The 13,795-nt window shown below is 69.3% G+C and carries 12 protein-coding genes; 6 read left to right on the forward strand and 6 right to left on the reverse strand.

Features of this window, described 5'->3' with window-relative positions:
- Nucleotides 1-7: 7 nt before the first annotated feature.
- Together HUA76_RS06955 and HUA76_RS06960 are read right to left on the reverse strand one after the other, a co-directional pair.
- The gene (locus tag HUA76_RS06955; RefSeq protein WP_141647150.1) at nt 8-466 is read right to left on the reverse strand and encodes a VOC family protein; all 459 of its coding nucleotides are present in this window, start codon (nt 464-466) and stop codon (nt 8-10) included.
- Nucleotides 467-590: 124 nt separating this feature from the next.
- Nucleotides 591-2,780 (reverse strand): tenascin-X, encoded by a 2,190-nt coding sequence (locus HUA76_RS06960; protein ID WP_174460341.1) that lies wholly within the window; start codon nt 2,778-2,780, stop codon nt 591-593.
- Nucleotides 2,781-2,959: 179 nt separating this feature from the next.
- Here HUA76_RS06960 and HUA76_RS06965 point away from each other — a divergent pair, with 179 nt between their 5' ends.
- The 3 genes from HUA76_RS06965 to HUA76_RS06975 all read left to right on the forward strand — a co-directional run bounded on the left by HUA76_RS06965 (nt 2,960) and on the right by HUA76_RS06975 (nt 4,763).
- Nucleotides 2,960-3,874 carry a hypothetical protein gene (locus HUA76_RS06965; RefSeq protein WP_174456078.1) on the forward strand — a complete coding sequence of 305 codons (915 nt, stop codon included), beginning with the start codon at nt 2,960-2,962 and terminating at the stop codon, nt 3,872-3,874.
- A gap of 279 nt (nt 3,875-4,153) precedes the next feature.
- Nucleotides 4,154-4,444: a hypothetical protein gene (locus tag HUA76_RS06970; protein WP_141647153.1), complete on the forward strand. Its 291-nt coding sequence runs from the start codon at nt 4,154-4,156 to the stop codon at nt 4,442-4,444.
- Between the two features lie 22 nt (nt 4,445-4,466).
- Nucleotides 4,467-4,763 carry a hypothetical protein gene (locus tag HUA76_RS06975; RefSeq protein WP_141647154.1) on the forward strand — a complete coding sequence of 99 codons (297 nt, stop codon included), beginning with the start codon at nt 4,467-4,469 and terminating at the stop codon, nt 4,761-4,763.
- A gap of 10 nt (nt 4,764-4,773) precedes the next feature.
- Here HUA76_RS06975 and HUA76_RS06980 read toward each other — a convergent pair whose 3' ends face one another.
- Both HUA76_RS06980 and HUA76_RS46225 read right to left on the reverse strand, forming a co-directional pair.
- A complete protein-coding gene (locus HUA76_RS06980) occupies nt 4,774-5,670 on the reverse strand; it encodes a hypothetical protein (protein ID WP_174460342.1) in 897 nt (298 codons plus the stop codon).
- Entirely contained in the window at nt 5,667-6,485 is an 819-nt protein-coding gene (locus HUA76_RS46225) for a hypothetical protein (protein WP_174460343.1), read from the reverse strand. Before HUA76_RS46225 ends, HUA76_RS06980 begins: the two co-directional genes overlap by 4 nt.
- A 362-nt stretch (nt 6,486-6,847) precedes the next feature.
- On the opposite strand from HUA76_RS46225, the gene HUA76_RS06990 reads away from it, so the two are divergent.
- The 3 genes from HUA76_RS06990 (at nt 6,848) to HUA76_RS07000 (ending at nt 11,951) form a co-directional block, all read left to right on the forward strand.
- Nucleotides 6,848-8,584, forward strand: a complete 1,737-nt coding sequence (locus HUA76_RS06990) for a serine/threonine protein kinase (protein ID WP_371823433.1) — start codon at nt 6,848-6,850, stop codon at nt 8,582-8,584.
- Nucleotides 8,585-8,680: 96 nt separating this feature from the next.
- The gene (gene gshB, locus HUA76_RS06995) at nt 8,681-9,646 is read left to right on the forward strand and encodes a glutathione synthase (protein WP_174460344.1); all 966 of its coding nucleotides are present in this window, start codon (nt 8,681-8,683) and stop codon (nt 9,644-9,646) included.
- A 424-nt stretch (nt 9,647-10,070) separates the two neighbouring features.
- The gene (locus HUA76_RS07000; RefSeq protein ID WP_174460345.1) at nt 10,071-11,951 is read left to right on the forward strand and encodes a PHB depolymerase family esterase; all 1,881 of its coding nucleotides are present in this window, start codon (nt 10,071-10,073) and stop codon (nt 11,949-11,951) included.
- Nucleotides 11,952-12,004: 53 nt separating this feature from the next.
- Here the strand turns inward: HUA76_RS07000 and HUA76_RS07005 are convergent, their stop codons facing one another.
- Both HUA76_RS07005 and HUA76_RS07010 read right to left on the reverse strand, forming a co-directional pair.
- On the reverse strand, nt 12,005-13,318 hold the full coding sequence (locus HUA76_RS07005; protein WP_174460346.1) for a TIGR02270 family protein: 1,314 nt from the start codon (nt 13,316-13,318) through the stop codon (nt 12,005-12,007).
- Entirely contained in the window at nt 13,315-13,779 is a 465-nt protein-coding gene (locus HUA76_RS07010; protein WP_174456084.1) for a DUF4150 domain-containing protein, read from the reverse strand. The genes HUA76_RS07005 and HUA76_RS07010 overlap by 4 nt, the downstream gene beginning before the upstream one ends.
- Between the last annotated feature and the right edge of the window lie 16 nt (nt 13,780-13,795).

Raw genomic sequence — 13,795 nt, forward strand, 5'->3', positions numbered from 1 at the left:
GGACCGCTCAGCTTCCCTGGTAGGCGCGCTCCAGGGCGGCGATGTCAATCTTCTGCATCCCGAGCATCGCCTGCACCACGCGTCCCGCCTTCGCCGGGTCCTTGTCTCCCATCAGTCGCATCAACGTGGTGGGGATGATCTGCCAGGACACCCCGAACCGGTCCTCCAGCCAGCCGCACTTGCTGTCCTTTCCGCCCCCCGCCGTGAGCTGTTCCCAGAGCGAGTCCACCTCAGGCTGCGTCTCACAACTGACGAACAGCGAAATCGCCTCGGTGAACTTGAACCGCGGCCCGCCGTTGAACGCCATGAACGGCTGACCTTCCAGTTCGAAGGTGACGGACATGGCCGCGCCGTCAGGGCCCCGCGCAACCGAGGTGATTTTCGAGTTCTTGAACACCGACGTGTAGAGCTTCGCCGCCTCTTCCGCCTGGTTGTTGAACATCAGGAACGGGGTGATTTTCTGCATGGGGAAGTCCTTGGTGGGTGCGACACCTGGATGGCGCCGGCCTTGCCCTACGTCGGAACCGCGCCCGGCACTTCGACACGCCCCCCGTGTTTTCTTCAAGAAAAGGGCGCTCCCCGTCCCAACCTCAGTGGTCGGCCCCCTCGTGGTGGTCATGGCCCGGCCCGCCGAAAGTCCCCGGCCACGGCTCCTTCGCGGGCAACAGGCCCGGCATGGGGAAGCGCTGGAATCGCGACTGGCTGTAGGCAAACGGTGGGTCACACTCGCCACAGGTGGTGGCCCCGTCCATCAGCAGCAGGGCCCCGGGTGCCAGCTCCAGCAACTGCGGAATCGAGCGGGGCGCGTAGTCGAGCTCGCACTGGAACGCCTCGCCGCCGTCCGTCATGCGCACGCCCACCAGCAACTGCCTGTCGTCGCCATCCGTGGCCGTCGTGAGCACCAGCGTCCGGGGAGGAAACCCGGGCGCATCCGGCCAGGACGCGAGCCGCAGCTCCTTCGAGGTGAGGAGCTGTCCCGAGCGCAGGGAGTACGTCCACGCGGGACTCAGCGCGGGCAGGCCGTAGCCCTTCAGCTCCGTGGCCACGGGCAGCACGCCGCCCTCGTTCACGTTCACCGTGGTCCCCGGTGCGCTGGGCACCAGCCACTCGCGCGTGGCCACCGCGCGGCCGAACTGCTGGGGAAGAGTCCCAGCCACCGAGCCGTCCGCCGTGCTCAGCGCCTGCGTGCCCCGCTCCGGGAACAAAAGCCCGTTCACCACTGCCAGCTCACCGGCGCGCTGCGCCTGTGACTTGCGCCAGCGCGGCACGCCGTCCGACGAGAAGGCCATCAGCAGCGAAGGGGCCCCCGCCTGGAGCGGAGCCCCCACGTTCAACGTCTGCGAGAAGGAGACATACAAATCCCCCACCGCGTCGGAGACGACTCCGAAGGGGTGCGGGTGGTTGCACTCGGACAGCAGGGGGTCCGTGAGCTCCTGCGCGGACACCATCTGTCCATACGCATCCAGCACCACCAGGAAATACATGCGACACAACGTCTCGCGGTTCAGCCCCACGGGGTAGGCCTCGAAGAGGGCCGCCAGTCGGTCCGGGGCCATCACCGCCAGCCGCGCCAGGAAGAGGCTGGACGTGCGCTGCGCGATATCCGGCCGCGCGCTCGCCAGGGTGAAAGTCCACCGGGGCGCGCCCGTGTAGCGCTCCACCAGGGACACCGTGCCGTCATCCGGCAGGTCCATGCACAGCAGCCTGTCGTTCCACAGCATGCAGCGCCGGGCCGCGTCACCGCTGAGCATGGGCACGGGCGCCGCGGCGTCCAGCAGGGCTGACTCGTAGAAGCCCGCCAGCGTCACGTCACCTTCCGGCCCCACCAGCAGGTCATGCAGGTTCATGCTCCGCACCCGCGCGTCCAGCACCCAGTCCGGCGCGAGCGACACCGCGTCGGGCCGCTCGCACACGGGCCCCTTGCAGCGTCCCTCCGCCTGACACGGGCTGGCCGCCGCGCAGACGAAGCCATCCGGCAGGTTGCGCCGCGCGCACGCGCCTTCCACGCACACGTCGGCGGCATCACAGCCGCGCTCCGTTCCACAGAAGGTGCCATCGGGCGCATCCGCCAGGCCGCAGCCGAGCTTCGGGTCGCACGTGCCCACCTGACAAGCCCCCGCTCCGGGACACGGCGGCGCGGGCACGGCGCGACAGCCGTCCAGCGCATGGCACACGTCCGTGGTGCAGGCGTTGGCGTCGTCACAGGGACGCTCCAGTCCCTTGCACCGTCCCTGCTGACACATGGCCGTGGTGAGACAGGCATTGCCTGGGTCACACCCGGTGCCATCCGGGAGCACCGTCTCCACACAGCGCTCGGACACGGGGTCGAACACCGCGGTGGAGCACGTCACCGCCTGACACTCCGGCGTTTGCCGCGCCTCACCCGCGAGCACCAGCTCCGCGCGACCTCCATCCGACGCGGTGCCGATGAGACGGGCCTCGTACGTGCCCATGGCCTGGGGGCTGAAGCGCAGCCGCACCGGCACCTCGCCCGCGCCCACGCGCGAGGGCAACGCATCCACCAGCGAGAAGGGCGCTTCCACCGACGTCCAGGTGACGTCCAGCGGAGCGCGCCCCGCGTTGAGCACCCGCACCTCCGCCTCGCGGACACCGCCCGGGAAGGCAGGGGGGAAATCCAGCCGCGACAGCGACAACCTCAGTCGGCCCTCGGCACCCACCAGGGGAGGGTCCTCGCGGCACGCCGTCAGACAGGCGCCGAGCACCGTCGCCCACAGGATGAATGCCCACCCCACCCCGCCTGCTCTCGTCGCGCGTGCCATGGGTGCCTCCCGTGCTCCAGCCCTGGCGTATAGTCCTCGCGCCCGGAGGATGCGAGGGGTGCACCTCACCGCGCTGTCGGCCACCCTCCCTCCCAAGACCCTCCGGGAATGCTTGCGTTTCGGCTGCTGAACGCTCGCGCCTGTAGACTCCCGGCGTCCGTTCTCCACTGGAGTCCTCCATGTCCCCGCGTCCCACCTTCGTGCTCGTCCTGGCCGTGCTCGCGCAGTGGGCCCTCCCCGCAGCCGCGCAGGACGTGCCGCGCACGATGACCTTCCAGGGGCGCCTGGTGCGCGCGGACGGCACGCCCGAGAACTCTCCCCAGGACCTCGCCTTCGCCCTCTACGCCACGCCCACCGGCGGCTCCCCGCTGTGGCAGGAGAACCACCTGGCCGTGCCGGTGACGAATGGGTACTACGCGGTGGTGCTGGGCTCCTCGGCGCCGCTGGGGGACGACCTGGTGCGACGCTCGGAGATGCACCTGGGCGTCGCGCTCGCCAGCCAGTCGGAGCTGACGCCGCGCTTCCGACTGGCCTCGGTGCCCTTCGCCCTGCGCGCCAGCGACAGCATCCGACTGGAGGGCCGCGCCGCCTCCACCTTCGCGCCCACGAGCCACACCCATACAAACGCCACCACCACGGCCCCCGGCTTCATGTCCGCGGCCGACAAGGTGAAGCTGGACGCGCCCGCGCCCACGTATGGAGACGGGCTCATCGCCTCCGGCACGCCCCTCGCCGTGCGCGTCAGCTTCCCGACGGCGGGCGGCACCAATGGCTCGGCGCGCATCGCGGCCCGCTCCGACCACACCCACGCGAGGCCCCCACTGACATGTAGTTACAAGAGTGCCACGGGCAACGATACGCTCGACCCTCGCGCCGCCACCGCGTGGTGCGGCATGGGGGAGACGCTGATGGGCGGCGGCTGCAGTGGACTCGAGGACGGACCCGCGCCCGTGAGCGTCGCCTTCCAGCCCGCGGGCGTCACTTTCGAGAACGGCCTCACGCAGACCCCGGGCGTGCCCGGCTATCGCTGCCGAGGCCACCTCACCAGCAGCACCGCCCCCACCGCCTACGCCATCTGTTGTCGCATCCCCTGATGACAAGCCGAGCGTCAGCACGTCGAACACGACGGCGCGTTTGACCTCATCCACCCGCGCGAAATCGCAGTCTCGTCAGAGAGCTGAACGTCGAACGGAATCCCCATCCGCTCGGGTAAGTGAGCCAAACGAGCACACGAAGCCCTCGCCTCCTCGCGAACCCTTCAGGCGTCGGGTGACGAAACCCTGTGATTTTTTCAGACGGTCTCTTCGGACCCACTGCAACCGCGCGGAATGGTTGGATCCGAGAAGGGTACGGTTCTAGCAGTCGGAAACGGCATGACCTCCGTCTCCACCGCGGGCTCACCATCATCCCAGGCCTTCACCGTGCTCATCCCACGCAGCCTGCAGGGCAGCGTGGATGGACTGTCTCCGGAGACACGGCAGGCCCTGCTCTCGGAGCTGTTTCGCATGGCCTCGCTGGCGCATCAGGAGCGCGGCCTGCTGCCCATGTCGGAGCCCTACGCGTTGAACCTGGACCTGGATGGATGCCACGTCGTCGTGGAGATGGATCCATCCCGCTCGCGGCTGACCCTCTCGGGGCTCACGCGCGCTCGAGCGCTGGGCTGAGCCCGGCGATACGTGAAAAGCGATGTCTCGACGGGCCGGCTACGAAGAATCCTGGGACCTCACCTACCTGGTGGAGCAGTTGCGCGAGCTCATCAGTCGCGACCTCCAACTGGATGAGGCGCTCGCGGAGGAGCTGGAGGACACCCTGGCCCGGCTCGTCCTGCGCAACCAGCGTCTGCGGGGACTGCAGCGCATGGTGAACGCGGAGCGTGACGCGGAGGACCTCGAAATCCTCCGCAACGCGTTGGAGCGCACGGACCGCGAGCTGCTCGCGGGACTACCAGCACTCCTCGAACGCCTGCGCGAAGCGCACGCCTGAGCCGTCCGCCCTACGGCGTGGCCCCTGGATAGAGCGTGTGCGTGGGCCCCCGCGCGGGAGTGCCCCCCAGGCCCATTCCCACCGAGCCAGGCCCGGGAGGAAGCACGCCTCCCGCGGGCACCAGGTTTCCCAGCTCGGCGCGCACCGGGCCTTCGCAGACCCCCGCGCGACAACCCTCCAGCCCCTGACACGGCTTGCCCGCGCCACACACCACCGCCTGACACACGCCCGCGCGGCACACCTGTCCGGAGGCACACGGGCCCACCGCCGCGCAGGCCTCCGTGGCGGACAGGCATCCACCGGCGCGGCACACCTCGCCCGGGCCGCACTGCTCCCCGGTGGTGCAGGACAGCGCCAGGCACGCGCCCTCGCGACACACGCGCTGCGCGGGGCAACTCACCGCGGCGCAACCCGCGCTCGACACACAGCGGCCTTCTGGGCCACAGCGCTCATCGGACGCGCAGGCGAAGTCCGCCGAGCACGCGACACTCCGGCACTGCCCTCCGGACCGGCACACCGTGCCTTGGGGACAGGCGACGCCGAGACATCCGTCCCTCACGCACTCCGAGCCCACACAGCGCTCCGTGGGGAAACACGTCGCGGTGCCACCACAGCTCACGCGCCGGCACGTGCCCTCGCGACACACCTCGCCCGCCGCGCAGCTCGTCCCCAGACACGACGGATCCACGCACGCGCCGCGCTCGCACACGCGCCCCGCGCCACAGGCCACGCCCTGACATGTGGTGGCCAGACACCGGCCCTCCACGCAGGCCTGGCTGTCCGGGCACACCACGCTTGTGCACAACTCGGGCGGCACCAGTGGGGTGCTCTGCTCGCAGCCGCCTGGCATGACGAGCGCGCCCAGCACCACGAGGAGAAGCCCCCACCGCGACGTCCCCAGGCTCATGGCAAACGCTCCGTGCGGTCCGCCGCCGGCAGCGCCAGGGACTCCGGCCGCGTCAGCACCACGCCCAGCACCACCCCGGCCGCCGCCAGTCCCACGCCCCCCACGACATAGGGCCAGAACGCGCGCCGGGGAGCCTCCTCCAACGACGGCTCGGCCGCGGGGGACGTCGCCGCGTCACGCGCCGAGGCCACCGCCGGCGGCAGGTGCTCGGTGGCCTCCAGCCGCAGCGGCGCGCGCGGACTGCCCTGCTCGAAGAGGACGAAGCCTCCGGCATCCCGAGCCAGCGCATAGGCCTCCACGGCCCGCGCCGCGGGCGCCTTCACCGCCACGGGCCCCGAAGGCGGGCCCACCGCCGCGGAGAAGCCCGCCGCGCCCGGCAGGCGCACCGCCACCATCACCTCCGTGGCCACCTTCCGGGGCTGCTCCAGCACGGCCACCACCCGGCCATCCGCCAGCCGCGTCACCGTGAGTGTGGGCCGCTGGCCCTCCACCGCCGCCCGCGCCGCGAGGAACGGCACCTGGACCTTGGGCCCCAGCGAGTCCTTCACCTGGGCGGAGGGCTCCAGGACGAGCAAGGACTCGAAGGCCGCCTGAGCCTCCTGGCGCTGTCCCATGAAGGCGCGAGCCATGGCCAGCCCCCGCCATGCCCGCAGACGCTCCACGCGCGTCCCAGGGCCCTCCAGGGCCTCCAGGAAGGACGTGGCCGCGGCATCGAACTCCAGGGCGTCGAATTGTTGTTCGGCGCGCACCAGCGGCGGCTCCGCGCCCCAGGCCTGGGAGGCGAACAGCCAGAACATGAAGGTCCACGCGCGCACGGCCCATCAGTCTACAACCGTGTTGCACCCGTCCACAGGTGTTGTCCCCAGCGGCCTGCTGCTTCTAGAAAAGCTTTATGTAGGTATTGATCAAATAGTGGAAGCAGTAGAGGGCTCGGATTTGGGGATAAGTCAGCAAGCTCGCGGGATGACTGACGAATTCGGCCGATGCTACATGTGGGTAAACTGGCGGTTTCCCCCGGCTTCCCACAGGCGCTGATCCACGCCACCGTTTCTCCACAACCCACCCCCCGCTATCCACAGGCCATCCACAGGTCGCCGGTGGATGAGGGGGCGACCGTGCGTGACGGCGCATTCTCACCGCACGTCCGCGCCCTACAAGCCTGTTATCCTCCGTTGCGGTGCTGCTCCGGTGTCGGGGCGCTGTCGTGGAGGTTGCACCCATCGATTTCTATCGGGGCGAGCGCATCGGGAAGTACGAGGTCGTCACACAACTGTCCGTGGGTGGCATGGCCGAGCTGTTCCTCGGCTTCACCTCGGGTCCGGGTGGCTTCCGTAAATACGTCGTCGTCAAGCGCATCCTGCCGGACGCTCGGGACAACGAGCAGTTCGAGCGGATGTTCCTGGACGAGGCGCGCATCACCGCGGCCTTCAACCACCCGAACATCGCGCAGGTGTTCGACCTGGGGCAGGAGGAGGACGGCCTCTACCTGGCGATGGAGTTCATCGCCGGGCAGAACCTGAACCAGATTACGAGCGCGTGTCTGCGCAGCCAGCAGCCGGTGCCGCTGGGCTTCACGCTGTCGGTGGCGCGCGACGTCTGCATGGCGCTGCACTACGCGCACACCTTCACCGCGCCCTCGGGCGAGCCCAGCCCCGTCATCCACCGCGACGTCGCCCAGAAGAACATCATGGTGACGTACGACGGCATGGTGAAGCTGCTCGACTTCGGCATCGCCAAGGCGAAGGGCAGCCTGGAGCGCACGCACGCGGGCACGGTGAAGGGCACCACCGGGTACATGTCCCCGGAGCAGGTGCGCGGCGACAAGCTGGATGGCCGCAGCGACCTGTTCTCGGTGGGCGTGATGATGCACGAGATGCTCACCGGCGCGCGCCTGTTCGCGGGCAAGACGGAGCGCGACGAGATGATGAAGATTCTCGAGGCGCCCATCCCCTGGCCCTCGCACGTTACGCCGCACGTGTCCGAGCAGGTCTCCAAGGTGGTGATGCAGTCCCTGGAGCGCAGCCGTGAGAAGCGCTTCGCCAACGGCCGGGACATGGCGCGGGCGATTGAAGCGGCGGCGGGCTCGCTGATTCAGGACGCGGACCACCGCGGCTCGCTGATGAAGGAGCTGTTCACGGAGCGGATGGCGGCCACGCGCGCCCTGCTGGAGAGCGCGGACGGTACCGCCAACAGCCTCATGCTGGAGGCCGCCAAGCGCGCCCTGCGTGGGGACGACGGGCCGTACCTGCCGGTGCGCGAGAACCAGGCCACGCCGAGGACGGGCAACCCCTCCGTGCCGGGAGCCAAGAAGGTCTCTCGCAAGGTGTCGACGGTGAAGCCCCGGGCAGGTCAGCCCCCGGCGGACACGGACCTCACGCCTGGACAACGCCGGGGCTCGAACATCCTGTGGGGCCTGGTGCTGCTCGGCATCCTCGGGGGCGGTGGCTACGGCGCCCTGCGCTTGAGCAGCGCGCTGGACGCGACGATGGAGCCCGTCGTGGAGCTGAAGCCGTACAACTCGGGGCTGCCCATCTTTCCGGAGCCGGGAGATGGGGGCGCGCTGGCGAAGGCGCCGGAGCCGGTGAAGAAGCCGGAGCCGGTGAAGAAGCCGGAGAAGGTCCGGACGACCTCATCGCGTGAGGACGAAGACGAGGACAGGAAGCCGGAGCCCGCCGTCGTGAAGTCCTCGCGGGGGATGGGCAAGCTGACGTTCAGCGTGCATGGCGACAAGGCGCCCCTCAAGGTGGACGGCAAGGATGCGGGAGAAATCCCCGTGTTGGGTCTGTCCCTGCCGGCGGGCACGCGCACCCTGAAGGTTCGCGACCCTCAGGGGAAGTGGCGCACCCTCAGGGTGGACATCGTCGCGGGAGAAGCGACGACCCGCAGATTCGATAGCTGGCAGGATTTGCCGTAGGGCGACGCGGGCTCGCTCGCGCCCCCCATGAAGCTGGGGATGTGACACGCGGTCCTGTTATCTTCGCGCACCCTTTCAATCACCTTCGACGAGACTATGGCCGCGCTCACCATTGGCTTCCTGATGGACCCGCTCGAGACCGTGCGAGTGGACCATGACTCCACCTTCGCGCTGATGCTGGAGGCCCAGAAGCGCGGCCACCGGGTGCTCTACTTCGAGCAGGGCTGGCTGCGGTTCAACGGGCGCTGCGCGGAGGCGCGCATGCGCCATGTCACCGTGCGCCGGGAGCTGGGCCGGCACTTCGACGTGCTCGACGAGGCGACGCATCCGCTGTCGAACCTGGACGTGCTCTTCCTGCGCAAGGACCCGCCCGTCGACTCTGAATTTCTCCATGCGACACAGCTGGTGGAGCTATGTCAGGGCCGCAAGCCCGTCTACATCAACGACCCGGCGGGCATCCGGGATGCGAATGAGAAGCTCTTCGCCCTGCGCTATCCGGACCTGATGCCGGACACCCGCATCACCCGCGAGCTGCCGGTGCTGCTGGACTTCATCGCGCGCAACGAGGCGGGCACCATCCTCAAGCCCATCGACGGCTTTGGCGGCAAGGGCATCCTCTTCCTGTCGCGGGGTGACAGGAACGCGCGTTCGGCCGTGGAGCTGCTCACCCAGGGAGGCCGCGAGGCCGTCGTCGCGCAGGCGTACATCCCGGAGAGCCGCCTGGGCGACAAGCGCATCCTCCTGGTGGATGGCGAGCCGGTGGGCGGCGTCTTGCGAGTGCCGTCCGGAGATGACCACCGCGGGAACATGGCCGCCGGTGGGACGCCGCACAAGGCGGTGCTCACGGCGCGCGACTTGGAAATCTGCGAGCGGCTCAAGCCCGAGCTGCGCAAGCGCGGCCTCCTGCTCGTGGGCATCGACGTGCTCGGCGACTACCTCACCGAGGTGAACGTGACGAGCCCCACGGGCCTGGTGGAAGCCAACCACCTGGATGGCGTGTGCGTGGAGGCCCGAGTCATCGACGTGGCCGAACGCCTCGCCGCCGAGCGCCCCGCGTCCTGAGTCCGAGCTCGGTGCTCGGCGCTCGGCGCCTGGTGCTCTGACGAAGAGCACAGGGCATGAGGTGCCCTGCCCCGCCGGACCGTGGACCCCAGAGGTCCGCGCTCGGCTGGGGAAAGGCGGTCCTGTCACCGGGTGGCGCGCCGAGAGGCCCCGGAGTCGTCCTGGTGGAGGTCGGCTGCCGTGAGCCTGACGGAGGACGTTGTCTCGGTGTTTCGCGGGTGACGGCGGCCAGGGTCGGATTCCCGAGCGGAACGTGAACTGAAGAATGGTTCATGTTTCATGGAAATTCGACGCAGTGCATAAAATGAATCCTGGTTCATATTTCACCGTCGAGGCGACGCGGCGCGCCTTGAACCCGGGAGATGCGGGGGAGTCACGTTGCGGCCCGTGGCCGTCTCTTCCCCCCGGCGGCCCGGGAGGCACCATGTCCTCGCAGCGTTCCCGCTTCACTTCGACGTGTTCTCGATTCACCCTCGCCGCGTGGTTGTTCGCGGGGGCTGTGGGCTGTGGTGGGCTCGACGCCGAGCCCTCCGTGCAGGCCGAGCCGGAGCTGGGACAGTCCGAGCTGGGGCTGACGCAGGTGACGGGCTTTGGCAGCAACCCGGGCAACCTGGCGATGTATCGCCACGTGCCGACGGGTGTGGCGGCGAACGCGCCGCTGGTGGTGGTGCTCCACGGCTGCACGCAGAACGCGACGGGCATGGAGCTGAGTGGTTGGACGGCGGCGGCCAACGTCTACAAGTTCTACGTGGTGTATCCGCAGCAGGCGAGCGGCAACAACGCGACCAGTTGTTTCAACTGGTTCGAGCCGGGTGACATCGCGCGTGGCTCGGGCGAGGCGCTGTCCATCAAGCAGATGGTGGACGCGATGAAGGCGGCGTACTCCATCGACGCGTCGCGGGTGTACGTCGTCGGCTTCTCGGCCGGTGGGTACATGGCTCCGGCGCTGCTCTCCGTGTATCCGGACGTCTTCTCCGCGGGGGCCATCAACGCGGGAGGGCCGTACAAGTGCGCCACGTCGATGAACGCGGCGTTCTCGTGCATGAGCCCGGGCACGGACAAGACGCCCGCGGCGTGGGGGGATTTGGCGCGGAGTGGCTACGCGGGCTACACGGGGCCGCGTCCGCCGGTGTCCATCTGGTACGGGACGAGCGACTTCACCGTCCGGCCGATGAACGGCACGGAGGCGATGGAGCAGTGGACCAACGTTCACGGCATCGACCAGACGCCGGACACGACGGAGACGGTGTCTGGCTTCCCGCACAAGGTCTACCGCGACGGCGCGGGCCGGGCGCTCGTCGAGACGTGGGAAATCACCGGCATGGGTCACGCGGTGGCGTTCGACGCGCAGTACAACTTCCCCGGGAGCACCACGGCGTGTGGCTCCACGGGCGCGTACGTGACGGACGCGAACATCTGCGCCGTGTATCACCAGGCGAAGTTCTTCGGCCTCACCGGAGGCGGTGGCGAGCCGAGCGGTGACACCACGCCGCCCACGGTGAACGTGACGTCTCCGGCGAGTGGGACGACGGTGAGCGGCGCGGTGAAGGTGGTGGTGAGTGCCTCGGACGCGGTGGGTGTCGCGCGGGTGGAGCTGCTGGTGGATGGCAGCCCGGTGGCGACGGCCTCGGCGGCGCCGTACGAATTCACATGGAACAGCCAGGGCGTGGGGAACGGGGCGCACACGCTGGGGGCTCGGGCGTATGACGCCGCGGGGAACCAGGCGACGGACAGCGATACCAGCGTCACGGTGAACAACACGGGGACGCCGACGCCCACGACGGCGAGCTTCACGAGCATCGCGGCGGAGGATGGCTACCTGAAGGCGAACGCGGACGGCAGCGCGGCGGTGCTGGGGACGCTGACGAACCTGGCGCTGGGGCGTGGGACGGATGGGAAGTACAACCGCTCCTTCGTCTCATTCGACACGTCGAGCCTGCCGGATGGGGCGACGGTGACGCGGGCGTATCTCACGGTGAGCTACTCGTCGGGCTCGGGCGACGCGTGGTCGACGCCGGCGGGGAACACGGTGGTCATCGACGTGAAGGCGGGGACGTTCAACGCCGCGTCCACGGAAGTCACGGACTGGGCGGCGGCGGCCGATGCGACCGCAGTGGCGAGCATCGACAAGTTCGCGAGTGGGGCGAAGGCCTCGGCGGACTTCAGCGGCGCGGGCCTGGCCTCCATCAACCGGACGGGGAGGACGCAGCTTCGGCTGCGCTTCAGCCTGGAGCAGACGGCGACGCAGTACCTGTTCGTGAAGGACTCGACGAACGCCGTGCTCACCGTCGTGTACACGCCGTAGCGTGAAACGGAGGGGACGGTGGTGTGCCCACTGTCCCCTCTTCCGCCGTGGATTCAGCGGCTCTGCAGCCGGTTCCAGCCGCGTGTGAGCTGTGCCACCAGCGTCCGCGCCTGCTGTCGCTGCGAGAGGCTCCACAGTCGGGGCTCGATGAACAGCGCACCGCCGCTGCGCAGGGCGACCTCCCAGGCGAGCGCGGGACGGCGTCGCATCGGCTCTGTCTCCAGGGCCGTGGCCAGTCCCTCCGCCGTGAGACGAGTACCCCGCAGGTAGCGCTCCGTCTGAATCAGGCTCGCACGTCGCCCCGCCCACCAGTGCTCCACGGCGTGCGCATCCACGCGCCCAGGGAGGACTCGGGGCCCGGGCAGCGTCTCGCGCAGGTCATCTGGCGCGGGAGCCTCGGCGTCCTCTTCCTCCTCGGACGCGTCTTCCTCGGAGAGTTCTTCCAGGATGAAGGGCGGTGCGAGCGGAAGGCCGGTGATGGCCGCGAACGACGAGGCGGCGAGCAGTCCCCAGTCTTCGTCATGAAGCAGGGGGAGCAAGGCCTCCGCCGCGGCGGGCTTGCCGCTGAAGCCCAGTGCCCAGATGACCTCCTCGCGGACCTGCTCATCCGCGAGCCGACCCACGAGGTCCGCGAGGTCCTTCGAGTCTCCCGCCACGGCCAGCGAGAGCAGCCCCGCGCGCGGAGTGGGCTCCTGGGACGCGGCCCGCTCACGAGCCACGGTCCAGGCGTCACGTGAACCGAACAGCAGGCCCACCTCCAGCGCGGCGTCTCGCACCAGGGCGCTGTCGTGGCCTAGCGCGCGCTTCACCTGGGTGTCGCCCAGGGCGGTCCGAGGCACGTAAGGCAGGGCGCGGAGGACCTCGGCCTGAAGGGCGTCATCCCCGTTCAACGTGTCGGGCAAGGCGAGCCGCTGGAGTCGTCTCGCTCGGACGATTCCCGCCTGGACCTCGGGGGGAAGTCCCGGCAGTCGCTTCAGGAAGGCCGCGTGGAGGTCATCACGCGCGAGCAGCTCCAGCGCGCGAAGGATGCCTGGACCCGCTTCATCGGGAGTGGCTTCGAGGGACTTGAAGACAGCGTCGTGCCCGCTCGGGTCTTCGGAGGAGAGCAGCACCCAGGTGGCCACGGCGATGCGAGCGGGCTCCTCGGAGGCGAGGGCGGGCACGAGGAAGCGTCGGGCCGCGGGAGGACCGCCCAGGACGAGCGCATCCAGATGGGCGAGCAGGCGCCCCTCGTCTCCGTCCGAGACTTCCGAGAGGGTGAACTCCGGACTCCAGAGGGCCTGTTCCCACTGCGTCCAGAGGAACTCGGCCTCTTCGAGGTGATGTTCGAGCAGCTCCCAGCGAACGGTGGGCCGGCGAATCTTCACAGCTCCTTTTCGCAGACCAGGCACTTGGCCTTCATCTCGTCCTGGCCGAGCGCGACGACAGGCCCCTGGAGCAGCGGCGCGGGCGGGGTGTTCTTGTCGTTGTGGAGCATGAGGTCGAAGGTCCGGGCCACGCTCTTGCCTTCGAACTTCACGTCGAAGGAGTAGTTGACGAACTCGGCCTTGCCCTTGGTCTTGCTGGAGGCGACGCCGCCGCCTGCGGAGCCAGCCTCGTCACCGCTGCTGGTGCTGAAGTTGGAGTCCTCGACGCAGACGGGCTTGCCGTCCACGGAGACCTTCTTCGTGCCCTTCGCGGTGTCGGAGGACATGGCGATGTTGGGGTACGGGATGGGGACGGGGCCGGCGGGGCTGGGCGTCTTGCACACGTCCGGGAAGGCGATGGTGTTCCCGTTGGTATCCTTGTGGACGACGGACAGCTTGTTGACACCGACGGTCGCGCTCATGACGGGTGACTCCTGA

Origin of the sequence: Myxococcus sp. CA056 (assembly GCF_013336715.1) — a bacterium.
Taxonomy (GTDB): Bacteria; Myxococcota; Myxococcia; order Myxococcales; family Myxococcaceae; genus Myxococcus; species Myxococcus llanfairpwllgwyngyllgogerychwyrndrobwllllantysiliogogogochensis.

What these genes read in the sequence shown, in the direction of transcription:
- HUA76_RS06960 (WP_174460341.1), bottom strand. Translation starts at nt 2,780, where the DNA reads ATGGCACGCGCGACGAGAGCAGGCGGGGTGGGGTGGGCATTCATCCTG.
- HUA76_RS06970 (WP_141647153.1), top strand. Translation starts at nt 4,154, where the DNA reads ATGACCTCCGTCTCCACCGCGGGCTCACCATCATCCCAGGCCTTCACC.
- HUA76_RS07000 (WP_174460345.1), top strand. Translation starts at nt 10,071, where the DNA reads ATGTCCTCGCAGCGTTCCCGCTTCACTTCGACGTGTTCTCGATTCACC.
- HUA76_RS06980 (WP_174460342.1), bottom strand. Translation starts at nt 5,670, where the DNA reads ATGAGCCTGGGGACGTCGCGGTGGGGGCTTCTCCTCGTGGTGCTGGGC.
- HUA76_RS06965 (WP_174456078.1), top strand. Translation starts at nt 2,960, where the DNA reads ATGTCCCCGCGTCCCACCTTCGTGCTCGTCCTGGCCGTGCTCGCGCAG.
- HUA76_RS06955 (WP_141647150.1), bottom strand. Translation starts at nt 466, where the DNA reads ATGCAGAAAATCACCCCGTTCCTGATGTTCAACAACCAGGCGGAAGAG.
- HUA76_RS06975 (WP_141647154.1), top strand. Translation starts at nt 4,467, where the DNA reads ATGTCTCGACGGGCCGGCTACGAAGAATCCTGGGACCTCACCTACCTG.
- gshB (WP_174460344.1), top strand. Translation starts at nt 8,681, where the DNA reads ATGGCCGCGCTCACCATTGGCTTCCTGATGGACCCGCTCGAGACCGTG.
- HUA76_RS07010 (WP_174456084.1), bottom strand. Translation starts at nt 13,779, where the DNA reads ATGAGCGCGACCGTCGGTGTCAACAAGCTGTCCGTCGTCCACAAGGAT.